This window comes from Geothrix sp. PMB-07 (assembly GCF_030758935.1).
Lineage (GTDB): Bacteria > Acidobacteriota > Holophagae > Holophagales > Holophagaceae > Geothrix.
Genome location: NZ_CP132333.1, coordinates 3,383,336 through 3,401,343, shown reverse-complemented (window position 1 = coordinate 3,401,343; position 18,008 = coordinate 3,383,336). Strand labels below are relative to the sequence as shown.

Here is an 18,008-nt window from a genome sequence, read left to right as displayed (position 1 = left end):
TTCAGGCTTGACGTCGTTCCACTGCGAGTGTTCGGGGAACGCTGAGAATGAAGCAGCAGCCTGCTCCAGCCACGCTCCGGCCGCTCAGGCTGCCGCCCATGAGTTCGGCGAGCCGCAGGGAGAGGCTGAGCCCGAGGCCTGAGCCTCCGTACCTCTGCTGCGTATGCGCGCCCTCAGCCTGCTCGAAGGCCCGGAACACCCGGCCCATCTGATCGGCAGTCATGCCGATGCCGGTGTCTTCCACCTCGAAGATGATCGATGAGCCATCCTCGCGGACGCGGAGGGTGATGAGCCCGTCTTCCGTGAACTTCACGGAGTTGCCGAGCAGGTTGATGAGGATCTGCCTCAGCTTTCCCGCGTCCACCTCGCAGGGGATGGGGCGCTGATCGGCATCGAGCCGGAGGATGTTCCGCCGGGCCCGGGCCAGCAGCTCCACGTTGGCGAGGGCCTCCTGGGCCAGAGCCTGGGCCTCGGCGGGTTCTGGAGCCAGTTCCATCATGCCCGCCTCGATCTTGGCCAGGTCGAGGACGCCATTGATGAGCTGGAGCAGGTGTCGGCCCGAGGCGTTCACGCGGGTGGCGTCCTCCTTGAGCTGGTGGTCTTCCTGCTCCACGGCGCGGTCGCTGATGAGTTCGCTGTAGAGCAGGATGGCGTTCAAAGGGGTGCGAAGCTCGTGGCTCATGCCCGCGAGGTACTTGGTCTTTTCCTCAGAGGCCTTGGCGAGGCGTACATTGGCTTCCTGCAGCTCCAGCGTTCGGGCGGCCACCTCGGTTTTCAGCTTCAGGTTTCTGAGCCGCAAATGGGCATTGCGCCACCGCACCAGCAAGGTGATCAGTGCGCCCAGGGCCAGCAGTCCCAGCAAGCGCGCCCACCACGTCTGCCACCAGGCCGGCAGGAGGATGAGGGGAAGTTCCAGCTGGGGGGAATAGGTGCCGTCCTCATCCACGGCGCGAATCTTCAGCAGATGATGGCCGGGGTCGAGGCCTGCCAGGCTCAGGCGCGGCCCATTGAGGGGCAGCCACCGGGCTTCGCGGCCCTCGATCCACGCCTCGAAGGTGAGACGCGGTTGGCGGTCGAAGGAGAGCACCTGGAAGCCCAGCTCCACTTCGCGGAGGTTGCCCTTCAGAGTGAGGGGTGTGTGCCAGGGGAGGGGGCGGCCCTGTTCGGTGAGCCGCGTCACGATGGGGGCCTCCATGGCGGGCAGCCGGGTTTCCTGCGAGCCCAGGTACCGGGCCAGCCCGGCGCTGGTGGAGATCCAGACATCCTGGGAGGGTTCGACCAGGAGGCCGTCCTGGTCGCAGTCGTTGCCAGGCAGGCCTTCCTGGCGACTGAGGTAGACGGGGTGCTCCCGGCCCCGGGGATCCACCCGGTAGGCGCCCTGGGAGGTGCCCAGCCAGAGGCGGCCCTGCCCGTCGAGGGTGGCCGCAAACACCTGGGCGGCCGGATTCCAGGGCAGGGGATTCCAGGCGCCCTGGGGCTGCACCTGGTCGCCCAGGATCTGGTACCTGCGGAAAGCGGGGGGGCCGAGCAGGCCCACTTCGATGTGGCCTCCCGGGCCCAGGGCGAAGCTGTGGGGCGGCGCGCCGGTGAAGCTGTCGAGCTGCTCCCATCCTCGCCCCTTGCGCCAGTACAGACCGCGTTCCGTGCCCAGCCAGATGCGCCCTTCGCGATCCTGCCGGAGGAACTGGAGGGTGCCGGCCCCTTCGGGCATGGGCACGGGAGACCAGGCCCAGCCTGGAGGACGGGGCACCAGGCTCCAGATGCCCTGCTCCATGCTGGCGGCCCACACCTCGCCTCCCACGAAGGCGAAACCTTTGGAGAATCGCCCTTCCTGGAACCGGCTGGTCTCGATGCGCTCGGCCTTCAGGGTGTTGGGATCCACGCGGTAGACCGCCCGCTGCACATCGCCGCCGCCAGACCAGATGCCGCCGTCCGGGGCGATGTCCACCTGGTTGAGGAAGAGGCCCCGCACCACCATGCGGAAGCCCGCGGGCGTGCCCAGGGCCAGCCCCGCGCGGTTGCCCACCCATAGGCGGCCCTGGTGATCCCGTCGCAGCGACCAGGTGGTGTAGCCCTCCAGCCCTTCACTGCTGCCGTACTGGCGGACGAGGTTGCGCCCCAGGATTCGCTGCACGCCCAGGCAGGACAGCCAGAGGCCGTTTTCGTGATCCACGAGGACCGAGCGCAAATTCACATAGGGGAAGAGCGGGTTCGTGGGCACCTGGATGCGCGTGGCGCCTCGTAAACCCAGGGGGCCGAGGTTGGTGGACGCCCAGACGCGCCCATCCCGCCGCAATTCCAGGTTGTAGGCCTCCACGATGGGCAGGTGGTCCCGCAGCGATTCCCACGCTCCGCTGGGCGTCGCGCCCCACACCTGGCGGTCATTGCGCACCCACAGCCGCCCGTCGGCATCCTGGGCCGCCTGCGCCAGCGCGCCGCCGGGCCCGGCCATGGATTCCCAGGTGCCACCTTCCACCGTGCCCAGCCACAGGCGATCCTCGACCACGGCCAGCACCGTGCCGGAGTTGCTCCTGGCGCGAAGATCCTGGGCGCGCTGGCCCTCGGGCCAACCCGGCGCGGCGATGAAATGCCCGGGACTGCTTTCCCGATAGGGTCGGCCCTCGATGAGCACCCAGGCCCGGCCCAGGCGATCCAGGCTCACGGCTGTGGCGGTTCCGGCTGGGAGCCCATCTGCAGGCGTGGCCAACCTCAGGTTCTGACCGTCCAGCAAGGCGAGACCGCCCTTCGTCGCGGCGAGCAGGCCACCGCCTGGGCGGCAGGCGATGGCGAGCACACTGCCCATGGACGTCGGGGCAGGCAGGCTGGAGAAGCGTTCGCCGTCGCCCCGAAACAGCCCCGTGTCAGCCCCGGCCCAGATGAAGCCTTGTTCATCCTGCTCCAGAGCCAATGTCCAGGTGCCCTTCAGTCCCTGCTCGGGCCCGAAGGTGCGGAAGGGGGGCCGACCTTCGCCCTGGCCCAGGAGGGCAGAGCACAAACAGCACAGGGTCAGGCAGAGGGGACGGAACATGGAGGGGCCTTGAGCAGCCATCGGCCTCATTCTTCGCAGACTGAGTATTGTCGCGGCAAGCAGCCAATATTGCCTGCTCGGGCAGGGGCCCTTGCGAGCACAAAGCTGGTTCTCGTGGCCTGCTTTGCCGGTTGCAAATATGCCTTAGGGTCTGTTTTCAAAGTGGGGTGTGGCCGCGCAAGGGGCGCCGCCCAAGGGAGACAAGGAAAGCGACGAAGGCGATAGTGGCACTATCGACGAGGAGCTTGACGCTGTATCACGCCGGGCGCCGCCCCTTGCCCGGTTCCGCCCTCTGCCCGGCGGGACGCAGGGCAGGAGCAGGCCCCATGCGGGGCCTGCGATAGGGAGAGGGGGACGGTGGCCAGCCGCACCCCTGGCTGCGTTATCGGCCTTGAACGATGTCCCGCATCGCCCTGCGGCCGCTGCCTTGCCATGTGCGCGGCTGGCTACCGTCGCGGCCCGCATCCACTTTGAAAACAGACCCTAGCCCAACTGCCCGCTCAGCCCCGAGCGCCGCGCCACACTGCGCGCACAGGCTGCCTGCACCGCCTCCTGGGTGCCCAGCAGCAGCACGCTTTCCTTGGCGCGGGTGAGGGCGGTGTAGAGCACCTCGCGCGTGAGGGCTGGATGTTCGGCCGGAGGCAGCACCAGGGCCAGATGCCTGAACTCCGATCCCTGTGATTTGTGCACGGTCATGGCATAGGCGTGATCCAGGCTGTCCTGGATGGACGGTAGCGGGAAGCCCACCAGGCCACTGCCCCGGGGGAACAGGGCCTCCAGGTGGGGCTCGCCGCGGCCGCGTTTCACAGGCAGCACCACGCCCTGATCACCGTTGAAGAGGCCGCGCTGCGCATCGTTGCGGAGCACCAGGACGGGTTCTCCCGCCACGAAGCGGGGCTGCCATTCCAGCCGGTCGGCAGACGCCTCCAGGGCCAGCGCATGCAGATGCCGGTTCATGGGATCGACCCCGCCCAGATCGTTCCCTTCGTTCACGGGGCAGAGCAGCCGGAAACCATCGAAGTGGGCCAGCAGGTCGCGGGCGCGGTCGAGATCGATCTGGGCCCATGTCTGCTGATCGTGATGAAGCGGCGGCAGCACCTTGGCCCGCCAGGCCGCGGGTCCCGCGCCGGCCCAGATGCGCTCCTGCAGCCAGCTCTGGAGGAAGGCGGCCATCCAGCGTCCTTTGGGTGGCAGCGGCTCCACCAGCCAGACCCCGCCCGCCGTTGCGGCCTCCTCCACCGAACCTCGGCGGAGGCCATCCTCGCCCCACAATTCGGCGGCGCGAGCGGGCTCCTGAATGCGTTCCGCCTGCAGCAGAATGTGGCGGCCCTTGGGGTTGCGGGGATCCATGCGGTAGCTCTGGCGCAGGGTTGCCGTGGCCTGGGGCAGGCTGGCCACCAACTCGCGGAACGCGGCCCCGGCTTCCACCGAGGGCAGCTGGTCCGCATCGCCCAGCAGTACCAGACGCGCCTCGGGAGCCAGGGCCGCGAGCAGGGCCTCCAGCAGTTCCAGGCCGATCATGGAGGTTTCGTCGACGATGACCAACTCGGCGGGGAGCGGGTGCTCCGCATGGTGGCGGAAGCCGCCGGTGCCTGCGTGGTAGCCCAGGGCGCGGTGCAGGGTGCGCGGTTCGGGACCTTCCTCGCGCAGCCTGAGGTCGAGCGCATCGGGTTCCGGAATGGCGTCCCAGCCCTGCCGCAGCGCCTCGCCCATGCGCTGGGCGGCCTTGCCCGTGGGGGCTGCCAGGAGGATGCGATCCAGGGGCAGGGGTTCCGCCTGGCGCTGCAGGGAACGCAGCAGGGCCACGAGGATGGAAGTTTTCCCCGTGCCGGGACGGCCGGTGATGAGGGTGAGTGGTGACGTCAGGGCCAAGGCCACGGCGTGGCACTGCCCCGCGTTGAGCGCCACGGGGTGGCTCAACACCGATTCAGCCACCCTTCCTTCGGCGGCGGGCCGCTGCAACCGGGTGCGCAGGGCCTCGGCCACCCGCGTTTCCGAAGCCCGCAACCGCTGGGAGGAGAGCCAGCGGCCATCGCGGATGAGGGGGCGCCCCGCCTTCTGCGCCGTACCCACCAAGCCCTCCAGCTCCGCGCTCTCAAGGGCCTGTCGCAGCGGTTCCCACGGGCCCATGGCGGCGGCGAGGGGAGCAGGCCAGTCGGGCTGTTCCAGATTCACCCGGCTGTGGCCCTGGCTCTCAGAGATCAGCACGCCCAGCAGCAGCCAGAAGGCTTGGTGGCGGGCTTCAGGCGTTGGCGCCAGCCGCGCCACACGGTGGGCCAGGGTGGCCAGTGTCGGCTCCAGGCCAAGCTCCTTCAGCAGCACCTGGGCGCGTTCCAGCAACTCCTGCCAGGGGCGCGGCCCGAAGCAGCCCACGGGGGACAGCACGCGCCCTTCAGCCATGGGTCACCTCGATCACCGCTCGATGAACCCGCTCCAGCTCCCGCTGCCAGGCCAGGCATTCCGCCCAGCTGGGCCGAAGGGACCAGGTGCCCTGGCCTGGCAGGCCCCGGAGAAAGACGTAGAGGATGCCGCCGAAGCGGGCCTCGTAGGCGGCCTCGTCGCGGATGTCGAGGAAGGCGAGACAGGCTTGCAGGTAGACCTGGGCCTGCAGCAGGTAGTGCGCCATCACCGTGGCGTGCAGCGTCTCCGGCGCATAGTCGGGCAGCAGGTTGCTCTTCCAGTCCAGCAGGTAGACGCGGCCGTCCTGTTCGCAGAGCGCGTCGATGGAGCCCTTGAGCAGATCCTTGTCCTGCGGGAAGCGGCGGGCGTCCACGAAGCGCGAGAAGAAATCCACCTCCCGCAGCAGCCGCGGGCACCGAGCAATCTGGATGGCGCCGCCCCAGGCCAGGGGCAGGTCCGAGCGCAGCCCCGCGAAGACCGTTTCCGCCACCTTCGCCGCGCAGCTTCGGGGCAGGCCGTGCACGTCGAGGGTGGCCTGGATCTGGGCCTGCACCTCGGGTCGCTTCGACCAGGCGGCGAGCGAATCCATGGCGGCGGGATCCGCCCACTCCAGCAGCTCGTGCAGGGCTTGGCCCGTGGCCGTGCCCATGGGCAACTCGCCAGGCGAGGGCCGCGCCCCGGGCTGATCCCGGTCGCCGCGCAGGGGCGCTTCTGCCAGGTCGAGGCGGTGCTGGAGCGCGGTGAAGGAGGTGGTGATGAAGGGGCGGGCGGCCCGGGCCAAGGGGCCGTAATCCAACGGGGGCGCGGCTGGTACCGGAGGCGGAATGAAATCCGCAGGCAGGCCCACGGGGTTTGCATCTGCCGGGGAAGTGCCCAGGGCCGTGAGCCGTTCCCAGCGGAAGAGGTCACCGCGCTGATCCAACAGCTTCACCAGCCGGGCGTTCAGGGGATCGTAGGCGTTCTGAAGCTTCTTCAGGTCGCCCTTGTCGTTCGTTTCGGTGAAGGCGCAGAGGATGAGCTTGGCCTGGGCGCGGGTCATGCCCACGTAGAGCAGCCGTTCGCTTTCCTCGCGTGCCTCCTGGGCGGCCCGCTGCTTGATGGCTTCGGGCACGCTGCCCAGGGACAGGGCCCGCTGCCCGAGGTGGTGGAAGCGGGTGAGGCTGGAACCGCGGCCCTTGCCGTAGGCGAAGAGGGCCACGATGGGGGCCTCCAGGCCCTTGGCGGCGTGCAGGGTGAGGATCTGCACCGCCTCCCGGTCGCCCTCGAGGCGTTGCAGGTCGCCTTCTTCCGCCGAGGGCTTCTCGACGCCGCGGCGCCAGCGGTCCAGCTGCCGGATGAGATCCTCCAGCGTCATCCGGCGTTGGGAGGCGACACCCAGCAACGCTTCGGCGATGTGGCGGACGTTCACCAGGGCGCGGTGGCCCGCCTCCGTCAGCAGCAGGCGACGGATCAGGCCGCTCTCCTCCTGCATGGCCTCCAGCAGGTCGCCGAAGCGCTGCTGCTGGGCCAGGGCGCCCCAGGCCAGCAGGCGCTGCAGGGCGGGATGATCCTCGCGCAGGCTGGCCAAGTCGCGCAGGTCGGTGAGGTTGTAGCCGAAGAAGGCGCTCATGAAAGCGCGCAGCTGGGCCGAAGGGTTCCGGGGATCGGCCACGGCGCGCAAGGCATCCAGCCACTCCTCCGCCTCCCGGGTTTGGAAGAGGCCCTTCTGCTTGTAGAAGGCGCAGGGGATGCCTTCGGCGCGCAGGGCCCTGGCCATGAGTTCGCCTTCGGAGGCCTTCCCCACGAGGATCTGGACATCGCCGTAGCCCAGCACGCGCACTTTCCCGGGTTCTCCGAACTGGATGCCTGCGGCCACCAGATCCCGCACCCGCAGCGCCAGTTGGCGTGCCAGGCGCCGCCAGAGGCTCTGGCCGCCCTGGGCCGTGTCGAGCACCAGCACATCCACGGGCGGCAGCGGGCTTCCCTGCACGGTGGCCTGCAGGTGTTCGAGGCCACAAGCCACGGGTCGGGGATAGAGCGTGGGATCGCCAAAATAGCCGTCCGCGCCACCGCCGAGGATGTGATTGTAGGCCTCGATGACAGAGGCGGTGGAACGGAAGTTCCGCTCCAGGCGCTGAGGCCCTGCATCAGCCTGCGATTCGGGGCCCTGGAGAAGCTCGGCGCAGGCCGCCTGGTAGGTGGGCAGGTCGCCGCCGCGGAACCCGTAGATGGCCTGCTTGGGATCGCCGATGAGGATGAGGCGGCGGTCCTCCCGCAGGAAGATGCGGCGGAACACCTGCCACTGCAGGGGGTCGGTGTCCTGGAATTCGTCCACCAGGGCGAGGTCGTAGCGCTGCCGCAGGCGCTGGGCCAGGGCCTCGCCATCGGGCCCTTCCAGAGCCTCCACCACGCCGTGGATCATGCCCTGGAACGTGAAGAGGCCTTCGGTCTGCGCGAGGTGCTGCTGCGTGCGCTGGATCTCGGGCAGGAACCGGTGGGCCAGGAGGGCCTCGGGGCTGAGCAGGCTCGCTTCGCCGCGCTGCAGCCAGGCGTGAAGCTGGCCGTGATCGCCGTTGAGCGCGGCGGTGGCTTTCCACAGCGAGCCCAGGCTGAGGCGGTCGAAGACCTGCGCCCGCTGGAAATCCGTGGTGGCTTGGGGCAGGTTCGCGGCGAGGGCGGTCAGGGCCTTGCCCGCCGAGGCCAGGGTGCTGTGGTGCACCTTGGCGGTTTTCCAATCCAGCGCCAGCGCATTGCACTCGGTGAACCAGGCGGGCTCGAGGGCCTCCATCCAGGCGCGCCAGGCTTCCCAGGCGGGCCACAGCTGACCGCCATCCGCATGGACGTTCCAAAGTTCCTGCTCCAGGGCCTCGATGCTGCGTCCCACGGCCAGGCTGGCTTTCAGCATGGTGCGGGGTTCGGGCTGCTGGGTGAAGACGCGGTTCAGGGCCTCGCGGAAGGCGCGACCGAAGAGGGCCCGCTCGTCCGCCAGTTCGCGGTCGAAGAGGGTGCGGCCCTCCAGGGCGGCCTCCTGCAGCACCTGGCGACAGAAGCCATGGATGGTGGACACCGGAGCCTGCTCAAAGGCCCGCAGCGCTGCGGCCAGGCGTTCGCGGGCCTCCGCGTTAATCTCCCAGAAGGGCCCCTGGTCATTGTCCTCCACCTGATCGTGGACGTCCTGCAGGTAGGTGCGGATGCGGGTGCGCAGCTCCTGGGTGGCCTTCTCCGTGAAGGTCACCACCAGGATGCGATCGATGGTGGAAAGCCCCCGGATCACCTGGTCCGCCACCAGGCGCTGCAGGGTGTAGGTCTTCCCCGTGCCGGCGCTGGCTTCGATGACCTCGTGGCCCGGCCGCAGCCCGTCGAGCAGGGCGGGCTTGCTGACACGGACGCTGCCAAGGCGCGCGTTCATGGGCGCTCCCACTGGGACTGGAGCGCGAGGAAGGGCGCGAGCCTGCGTCGGCCTACTTCGAGATCCTCCACCTCCAGATCCTTCACCCGGGGCACGGGGCCACGGAAGCTGGTGAGGGTGGCGCGATCCTCCTGGTCGCTCTGATCCTGGATCCAATCCGCCAGATCGGTGACGGGCCGGGAGGCCAGCAGGGCTTCGATGGGCAGGAGCCTGGGGGCATCGTCGGCCAGAATCTCGCGGCACCAGCCTTCCAACAGAGACTGGGCCTCCGGCTGGGGAATGGCGGGCAGCGGGAGCTGCCAGACCGCCGGGTTGGCTTCCCGCGGGGCGCTGTGCAGCCGGGCGGAACGGGGAACGCTCGCGCCGGCCGCGCAGAGGGCCACGTGGCTGAGCCAGGCCCGCAGCGAGGCCAGGCGATCCCGCTCCTTGGGGCCCTCCTTCCCGCACTCGGTGGTGGACAGCAGCAGGAAGGCATCGCCGCAAAGGGGTTCCGTGAGGCCCTCGAGCTGAATGGCGCTGAGACCTTGGGGATGGGGCAGGTCGAACAGCAGCGCGCCGTGATCCTCCAGGGGCAGGCCCTGGGTTTCAAAGGGCAGGCCCGCACCGAAGCGATGGAGCCTCGCCTCGCGAACCTCGCCCACCAACTCGCACCAGGTTTTCAGGGTGTTCAGGTGGCGCTGACCTTCGCCTTCACCGAGCGGACCGATGGGCACCTTGGCCTGGCCTTCGAGATCGTGGCGCGTCTGCGCGTAGGCGGTGGCGAGGTGGGTGTGGGTGGCGGCGGCGTGCCAGAAGCTGCGGCGCAGCAGCCACCACTGATCCAGAGGACCGGAATCCACGGGGACCTCTTCCACGTCGGAGGGATCATCCTCGTCCTGACTGCGCACGCCCAGGCGCAGCACCACGCCGCCTTGCACGGGGCATTCCAGCCAGCGCCGCAGGTCTTTGAGGGTGAGGCGCAGGCGGCTGGGCAGGGGCGCTTCAACCTCAGCGATGGGGCCGCAGCCTGCCACCCGCGTCTCCAGGACCGCTTGCAGGGCGGGGCTGCCACCGGCGGAAGGCAGGTGGCGCGGCAGGTCCCGCTGGCCGATCTCCTGCCGCAACCGCTGGCCCAGCCACCGGGCCTCGGCTTCGCGCCGTGCCGCGGGGTTGTGACAGGGCAAGGGTTGAGGGGCGCCCGGTGTCGGAGCCTGCAGATCCGGGAATTGGGAGAGGTCGTGGCGGTGGAGGGGCTGCTCGGGCAGGCAGGCCGCCGACCAACGTTCCTCGCCCAGGGTTTCGGCCAGATCCTGCAATAGGGGCGAGGGCTGCAATGGTTCACCGGTGATGGCCGCGCGGCTGGGGTAGGTGCAGACCAGGTGCTGGCGCGTGCAGAGCAGGGCCTCCAGGAAGAGCTGCCGGTCCTGCTCGGGGCGGGACACATCCCCGGCGCGGCGCGGGCTGGAGGCCACCAGGTCGAGGGGGTCGGGCCTTTCCATGTTTGGGAAGAGACCCTCGCCCAGGCCCATGAGGAAGAGCACCTTGAAGGGAATGGCGCGCAGGGGGGTGTAGCAGCTCACCTGCACGCCGCGGCCCGGCGGCAGGGCACTGTCGGTCATCAGCGCCTCCAGGGCGCCCTTCACGAGGCTGCGCAGGGCCTGGAAATCCAGGGTCACCCAGGGCAGTCCCGGCACCTGAAGCTGAGTGACCTTTTGCAGGGCCTTGCGCACCTTCTCGAAGGCTTCGGCCTCTCCTTCGCTGGTCGATTCCGCCTCGGGCCCCAGGTAGGTGCTGAGGAATGTTTCCAGACGTTCCTGCCAAATCGCGAGGGGAAAGCGGCCCTGGCCCAGGGCCCGCAGGTCGGCTGTGAGCGGCCCCAGAAGGGCCACCAGCGCGGGGGATTCCGCGCGGCCCAGCGGATGTCCCATGGCGCCCAGCTCCTCCACGGCCGCGTCGTCCTTCATGAAGCGGCCCAGGGCCAGGCGCGTGAGGCCCTCATCCCAGGTCCAGCGCCCGCCCTCCACATAGGTGCCTTCGGTTTCCGCGGCATCCAACCGGGCCACGATGCCCGCCTGTTCGCAGAGCTGAGCCCAGGTCTCCGGCGTGGTGCCAAGGCGCGCCTGAATGAAGGGATGGCTGGCGGCCCGCAGCAAGCTGGCCCGGCTGAGATCGCCTCCGGCGAGATCCAGCAGCAGCTCGCAGGCCTCCACCAGATCGTGCAGGGCACGGGAGGCGCCGAAGGCCCGGGCCCAGGGAATCTGATGGGCGCTGCGGAAGGCCGCGGCCAGATGCTCCTGGTAGGCCTCCTGCTCCGAGGCGGGCACCAGCACGCCGATGTCGCCGAAGTGCAGATCCCCCCCGCTGCGCTGCACCAGATCCCAGATGAGGTTGGCGACGGTTTCCGCTTCGCGACGGGGCGAGGGGCAGGGGATGATCCCCAGGGAATCGTCGTTGGGATCGGAACTCTCCCAGGGTTCCCGATCACTGGAGGAAGCCAGGATCCGGCGCTGCAGATGCGGCAGCAGGCCTGCTCCATCAGGCGCCTCGAAGCGGCCCAGGAAGTCGCCCTGGGCCAGGCCCGCCAGCAGGCGCAGCTGTTCCCGCGCGGGCCGGGCCCAGCGCTGCAGGATGACCTCGGCGCGGTCTGAGTGCAGGGCGAAGGGATCTTCGCCTTCGAGGCCTTCTGGCAAGTCGTCGCCGCTGTACGTGGGCTTTGCTCGGGCATCCAGATCCCAGGGCTCTTCACAGGGGTTCACCAGGTAGAGGCGTACCGAGGCGCGAGTGCCCACCTGGGCCAGGGCGTGGTGGAAGACCGGCGCCATGTGGCTCATGCCGAAGAGGAACACCGCCTCGGGAAAGGGGGCCTGGGCGAAGCTGGCATCCTCCAGCCAGTCGATGAGGGGCAGGGGCGGCTCCTTCGACCCTTTCCAGGCGCGGCGCAGGCGGCGCCACAGGGCGCGCTGCCAGGCTTCGAGGGCAACCGGCTCCGCGCCACGCGCGGGGAGCCCGCGGTCCCAGCCGCGGATCCAGTCCGGTCGCTGCAGCAGCAGGCGCTCCAGGTGATGGGAAAGGCGCTGGCCCAATTGCACGGTCTTGAGATCGACGGGCTCGCCTTCCAGGTAGCTGGTCAGGGGCTGCAGGCCCGCATCCCGCGCGGTGTCGGCATCCTGCAGCACGGAGAGGATGGAACCGGTCAGGGTACTGCGATCCAGCAACGGCCGGTTGGCGTGGCGGCCCCAGAAGCCTTCCAGGTAGCTGAAGTGCAGGTTGGCCACGGCGCCGAAGGCCTCGGCGAAGGAGGCCCGCAGGAAGTCCTTCACGTTGGGATTGGGCACCACGATGGTGGCGGGTTTCCAGACGCCCTCCGCCCCCCGGAACAGGGCCAGGTCCAGCGCCAGCTGCGCCACCAGGCGTTCGACCTGGTTGGCGTAGAAGACGTGAAGCCCGGGAGGCAGTGAGGCCATGCCTCCACTCTAGAAGAAGCGGATGGACAATGCCTGTCGTGGCTGGTCGGAGTTGGGTCTAGTCGCCGAGGGCCAGGCGCAGGGCGGCCCAGGCCAGCTCAAGATCTGTTTGGGCCTGAAGCAGCCGGTCCTGGGCCCCGCTGAGGGCCACTTCGTCCAGCTGCCGCTCCACGGCGGTGCGGATGCCCTCCTGATAGGCCACCCGCGACACGCGGGCCTGCTCTTCAGCCTGGGCCAGGGCGCGCTGGGCCACCCCTTCCTGGGCCCGCGCGTTCTCCACCTTCCAGCGGGCGGTGCGGATCTCCAGTTTCAGCTGGTCTTCCAGGTTCCGGGTCTGGGCTTCCTGGGTTCGGGCCTGGGCGCTGAGATCCGCGAAGCGCAGCTGAGACCGCTTCGAGGCGAAGGCCTCCCACTGCACCGCCAACCCCAGGGCGTAGGTGCGGTTGGCGGACTGGTGCAGGCCGCTGGCGGCGTCGCTGCTTTGGGACAGCACCGTGCGCAGGCTGAGGCTGGGCAGCCCTGCGGCCCGTTCTGCGGCAGCGCCGGTGCGCAGCGCCTGGGCGAGCCGGGCAGCGCCCTTCAGATCGGCGCGCTGGCTGAGGGCCCGGGTGAGGGCGGCGTCTTCGGAAGGCAGGTCCTGAAGGGGCGTGTCTCCGCTGCGGAGTGTCGCGGATCGGAAGCGGGCCTGCCCGGTGACCGTCACCAGTTCTTCTCGGGTGGATCGCTCCTCGTTGCGAGCAGTGATGCGTTTCGATTCGGCTTCGCTCAGGGACAGCTCGGCCTTGAGCACATCCAGCCTGGGGGCGGCGCCTTCAGCCACCCGGGCCCGGGCCGTGAGGAGGAAGGCCTGCTGCTGGGCCACGCTCTGCTCCGCCACGAGCACGGATTCCTGGGCCTGGCGCGCGAACAGGAAGGCCCGGGTGGCCTCGAAAGCCACCATCTGGGCCTCTCGGGATTCCGCCTGAAGTCCGGCCTCTTCGCGGAAGGAGGCCGCCTGGCTGCGGCCCGTGAGGGCGCCCCAGGTCCAGAGGGGCTGAGTGAGACTGGCCTCGATCTGGTGCCGGGCGTAAGGCCCCAGGGAGAAGCTGGTCGGCGGCACCGAGGGCAGTGTGACCTCCCGGTTCTGGTAGCTGGGGTTCCACTGGAGGCCCAGATCCAGGCGCCCCAGTTGGTCCCACTGGGCTTGGCGGGCCTGGGCGCTGGCGGACTCGCGGCGGGCCCGCGCGGCCTCGAGGCGGGGATGGGAGGCCAAGGCCGCCCGGACGGCATCGGTGGGATGCAGCTCTTCGGCATGGAGGGCGGATAGGCCGAGGGCCAGCAGGGGGAGGGCGAGGCGTCGCATGGAATCTCCTGGGGGGCTGCGCGGGAGGGATGGCGGGTTGCGGTGCGGGTGGATCAGTGGGCCTGGATGCTCAATTCCACGCGCTGACCCAGCTTCAGGGGCGTGTGGCCGGCCAGGGCCACCTTCACGATGGCCACGCGGATATCCGTGGGGCGCGAGGGATCCAGAGCCTTCAGGCGGCGCTGGGTGACGGCTTCGGGGATTTCCTCCACCTTGCCCGCCCAGGTGCCCGTGAGGCCTTCCGCTTCAACGGTGACGGGGCTGCCCACCTGGAGGCGGGACAGGTCGTATTCATCGACCTCCGCCTCCACCCGGATGCGGTCGAGGTCGGCCAACCGTAATAGCTTGGCGCCCGCGGGCAGCAGCTCGCCCGCATGGGCCATGCGCTCCACCACGGTGCCTCCGAAGGGCGCCCGCACCGTGAGTTTGGACAGCAGGGCCTCCTGCTGGGCCACCTGGGCCCGCGCGGCCTCAACCCGGGCCAGGGTGAGCTTGAGGCGTGAGTCGGAATCATCAAAAGCGCGCTGGCCCACGGCACCCTCCTTCAAGAGGCGGGCCTGCCGGGTTTGCTCGAGAGCCAGAAAACGAAGTTCTGCTTCCAGCTCGGCAATGTGGGCCCGGGCCGCGGTCAGGGCGGCGGTCTGTTCGCGTGCATCCAGCTGGGCCAGCAGTTGCCCAGGCTTCACCCGATCCAGTTCCTGCACGGCGAGGGTGTCCAGCCGTCCGCCGTATTCCGGGGCCAGGATGATGTCTGCCCCTGGGTACGTGGTGACGCGGCCTTCGCAGCGGATCTGGCGGGGGCGCCGGATCGCCGCATCGCTGCTGGGTGGGGCCTTCGGCGTGGGCCTGCTCCAAAGGAGGGCGGCGCCGGTCAGAACAAGGGTGGGGACGGCATAGGTCAAGGCGGTGCGAAGGTTCATGGCGGCTCCTGGGTGGATGGGGTCAGGTCTGGATGCGTTCAGGCGTGGATGAGGCCGTCGCGGATGGTGAGGACCCGGTCGGCGATCTCGCGGACTTTGGGATCGTGGGTGACGATGAGGACGCCGCGCCGGTGTTCGGTGGCGAGCTGGCGGAAGAGTTGAAGGACTTGCTGGCCCACGTGGGTGTCGAGGTTGGCGGTGGGCTCGTCCGCCAGCAGCGCGGCCGGTTGCCCGGCCACCGCCCGGGCGATGGCCACCCGCTGTTTCTGGCCGCCGGAAAGGTCGCGCGGCAGGTAGTGGGCGCGCTCGCCGAGGCCCATCTCGTCGATCCAGCGGCGGGCCTCCTCCCGGAGGCCGGGCCCTCTGTGCCCCTTCACCTGCAGGGCGTACTGCACGTTCTCGAGGGCGGTGAGCGAAGGGAAGAGGTTGAACTGCTGGAAGACGAACCCGATGTGCCGCTTGCGGAGCTCGGCCTGGGCCGGGCCCTGGTCTCGCTGCACGGGCACCCCGTTGACCCTCACCTCGCCTTCGGTGGCGCTGAGGATGCAGCCGAGGATCTGCAACAGGGTGGTCTTGCCCGACCCCGAGGGGCCTTCCAGGGCCACCACTTCGCCAGGCTCCACGCTGAGGCTGACGCCGTGCAGGATGCGCGTGCGTTCCCGGCCTTCCTGGTATTCCTTGACGATGTCGCGGGCTTCGAGGACAGCCATGGTCAGCTCCTGAACACGAGGCCGGGATCGATGTTGGCGACCTTGCGGAAGCTCACGCCGGCGGAGAGAAGGCACATGAAAAGGGTTCCGATGCCCACGGTGATCCACACCGGCGCCGGGAGGATGAGGCGAAGCCCGATGGCGGAGATGCCCGGCTTCATGGCCAGGGTGAGCAGGGCGCCGATGGCGAAGCCGATCACCGCGGCCACCAGGGCCTGGCGCCCGAGGATGCGGTAGATATCGGCATTGGAGCCGCCGATGGCCTTCACGGTGCCGAATTCCTTGATGTGCTCCATGGTGGAGGTGTAGAGCGTCTGCGCCACGATGACCACACCCACGAGAATGCCGAGGAACACGGTGATGTAGGCATTCAGGCCCAGGCCGGTGTTCTTGATCCAGTAGTCGTCGCTGCGCTTCGCCCACTCTTCCCGCGTGTAGACATCGTTGTGGGGGAGGCGGCGCTGGATCTCGGCCTTGAGCGCGCCCAGGTCGGCGCCGGGTTCGGCCTTCACCAGGATGTAGGTTGTGTTGCCCTCCAGCAGGTTGCTGTTCATGCGCTGGGCGAGGCGGTAGTCCAGAAAGGAAACGGGCGTGGTGGTGAAGGAGGTGGCGCCTTCGGAGCGGCCCGCGTAGCGCATGCGCACGCCGGAGACCTGGCGGTAGTCGCCGGTCCGGAAGGCGCCGATGCGGCGCACGGCGGAGGCATCTGTAAACATGAAGTTGCCTCTGCGCAGGTCGCGGATGTCGCCGCTTTCCATTCGCCAGGGCAGGTGCCAGGCCTCGAAATCCTCCACCGCATAGGTGACGGTGCCCTCGGTGGCGCCATTGGGAAGGGTGAGGTTGAGGAAGGTGACGATGAGGTTGTCCGCCCGCTGCACGCCTGGGATCGAGCGCACGCGGTTGACGTAGGCTTCCGGAAAGGGCTGGGCGAAATCCACGTTCGGCGTGTTCCTGGACGTCACCCAGAGTTCGGCGGGCAGGTGTCGCACGATCACGGAGGAGTTGCTCAGCAGTCCGAAGAAGAGGCCCACCTGGGAGAGGATGAGGGTGACGGCGAAGGCCACGCCGCTCACCGTGATGACGAAGCGCAGGCGGTCGTGCAGCAGCATGCGCAGGGCGAGATCCACCATGGGAGCTCCTGGGGGGCAGGCCTCCGGCTGGGCCGGGGCCCGGGTCAAGTCGATGGGTGGCGATTCAGATCAGGCGCGTTCGACGCCCCGGCTCAGCACGTCGCACATGAGGTCGATGCGGGCGTGGATGTCGGTCCAGGGCACCCAGTGGTCGCAGCCCTTATCTAACTGGAGGGTGATCAGGCCGTGGACCCCGCCCCAGAAGGTCTGGGCCACCAGGTGGGCATCGGTGAGGTCCGGGCGCAGCAGGTCTTGTTCCATGGCCAGGGCCACCAGGCGGTGGAGCAGGGCGTAGGCATCCTGCTCGGGATCACCCATCCGGGACTGGTCCTTGGGCGTGGGGCCAAGAGGGTGGCGGGTCATGAACATGAGTCGGTAATGGTTGGGATAGTCCAGGGCGAATTCGGCGTAGGCACGGCCCAGGTTCTTGACGTTATCCAAGGGGTTGGCGCTGGTCATGACCGCCTGAAACCGGTGGGTCAGGCCCAGGAAGTCCTCGGTGCAGATCGCGTGCATGAGTTCGGCCTTGTCCTTGAAGTGGTAGTACAGGGCCGAGGGAGTGTACTGGGTGGCCTTGGCCACATCCCTCATGGTGGCGGCGTCATATCCCTTTTCCGCGAAGAGCTTGCGGCCTTCATCCATGATCCGTTGGCGGGCGGCCTGACGGGTTTGCTCCCGGCGGGACAGGCGCGGCATGGATTCGGGGGACATGGGGCTCCTTGGAACCTTCCAGCATAACGGTGGCGCTGGTGGGAGCGAAGGGAGGGGGGCGAACCCGCTGGTTGTCCATACAAACTCCGAACGATGTTCAATAATAGAACGTTGTTCAAAAAAATCAACAGCGTTCAAAAAAAATACAGAGACCCCTGGCTCGGAGGCCCGAACCCGCGCTCCGCGTCAGCAGCTCCGGCGGCGGGCCTCGGAAACCAGGTGCAGGGCCAGGTCCAGCGCATCCACGGATAGGTGGGGCTGGCCCGCCACGAAGCCGGGCCTTGCCACCCGGTCATCCAAGGGGGCCGCCGCACACAGGGCCTGGAGGCGCTGGCAGAGGAGGTTGAAATTCGCCAGGGTGGCGTGCTTCATCTCTGCCCCCAGGCAGGCGTAGTTCACGCGGTGCTCGGAGATCAGGAGATCGGGCTGCCCGTCGCCGCGCTGCAGCAGCAGAAACGGTTCCTTGGTGTGGGTGGTGGTCTCCTTCACCCGGGCGGTGGTCTTCGTGAGCAGCAGGCCCCCGCTGAGCACGGCCCGGCCCAGATTGAACTTGGTTTCCTTGGTCTGGGTGATGTCCGTGGCCTGGTGGCTGCGCGCGCCGCGCTGCAGCAGGCGCACGGAGGCCGCGGGGCAGGGGTGCTGAACCCCCAGACTGTCCGTGGCCCGGAAGCCGCCGGGTTCCCAGGCCAGGCTGCGAACCACGATGCGCTGCTCGTCGGTGGGCACGTCTGCCGGTTCTCCGGTCCAGGCCACAAAACCTGCGGCGCCGAGCGCCGCGGCAAGGGCCTCCGCCTCGGGCGAGGCGCGCACCAGGATGCGTGGCAGGGTTCCCGCCAGCAGGCGCCCGGCATCGGGCAGGGCCAGATTCCCCAGCCGGGCCGCCGTGGCCAGGGCCTCTGCCTGTTCAGGAATCCGACCCACCGCCACGAACATCCG

At 69.1% G+C, this 18,008-nt stretch carries 10 protein-coding genes; all 10 read right to left on the bottom strand.

Annotation, left to right across the window (positions count from 1 at the left end):
* Position 1: 1 nt before the first annotated feature.
* The gene (locus Q9293_RS14830; protein ID WP_306247871.1) at positions 2-3,028 is read right to left on the bottom strand and encodes an ATP-binding protein; all 3,027 of its coding nucleotides are present in this window, start codon (positions 3,026-3,028) and stop codon (positions 2-4) included.
* A gap of 483 nt (positions 3,029-3,511) precedes the next feature.
* Complete coding sequence (locus tag Q9293_RS14825) at positions 3,512-5,428, bottom strand: ATP-dependent RecD-like DNA helicase (protein WP_306247870.1); 1,917 nt, start codon at positions 5,426-5,428, stop codon at positions 3,512-3,514.
* Entirely contained in the window at positions 5,421-8,816 is a 3,396-nt protein-coding gene (locus Q9293_RS14820) for an exodeoxyribonuclease V subunit beta (protein ID WP_306247868.1), read from the bottom strand. Before Q9293_RS14820 ends, Q9293_RS14825 begins: the two co-directional genes overlap by 8 nt.
* Positions 8,813-12,259 carry an exodeoxyribonuclease V subunit gamma gene (locus Q9293_RS14815; protein WP_306247866.1) on the bottom strand — a complete coding sequence of 1,149 codons (3,447 nt, stop codon included), beginning with the start codon at positions 12,257-12,259 and terminating at the stop codon, positions 8,813-8,815. The genes Q9293_RS14820 and Q9293_RS14815 overlap by 4 nt, the downstream gene beginning before the upstream one ends.
* A gap of 58 nt (positions 12,260-12,317) precedes the next feature.
* Complete coding sequence (locus tag Q9293_RS14810; protein ID WP_306247864.1) at positions 12,318-13,601, bottom strand: TolC family protein; 1,284 nt, start codon at positions 13,599-13,601, stop codon at positions 12,318-12,320.
* 53 nt (positions 13,602-13,654) lie between these two features.
* Positions 13,655-14,521 carry an efflux RND transporter periplasmic adaptor subunit gene (locus tag Q9293_RS14805; RefSeq protein WP_306247862.1) on the bottom strand — a complete coding sequence of 289 codons (867 nt, stop codon included), beginning with the start codon at positions 14,519-14,521 and terminating at the stop codon, positions 13,655-13,657.
* A 38-nt stretch (positions 14,522-14,559) separates the two neighbouring features.
* A complete protein-coding gene (locus Q9293_RS14800; protein ID WP_306247860.1) occupies positions 14,560-15,231 on the bottom strand; it encodes an ABC transporter ATP-binding protein in 672 nt (223 codons plus the stop codon).
* 2 nt (positions 15,232-15,233) lie between these two features.
* Entirely contained in the window at positions 15,234-16,361 is a 1,128-nt protein-coding gene (locus tag Q9293_RS14795) for an ABC transporter permease (protein ID WP_306247858.1), read from the bottom strand.
* 69 nt (positions 16,362-16,430) lie between these two features.
* Positions 16,431-17,072 (bottom strand): TetR/AcrR family transcriptional regulator, encoded by a 642-nt coding sequence (locus tag Q9293_RS14790; protein ID WP_306247856.1) that lies wholly within the window; start codon positions 17,070-17,072, stop codon positions 16,431-16,433.
* Between the two features lie 186 nt (positions 17,073-17,258).
* On the bottom strand, positions 17,259-17,999 hold the full coding sequence (locus tag Q9293_RS14785) for a hypothetical protein (protein WP_306247854.1): 741 nt from the start codon (positions 17,997-17,999) through the stop codon (positions 17,259-17,261).
* Positions 18,000-18,008: the final 9 nt, after the last annotated feature.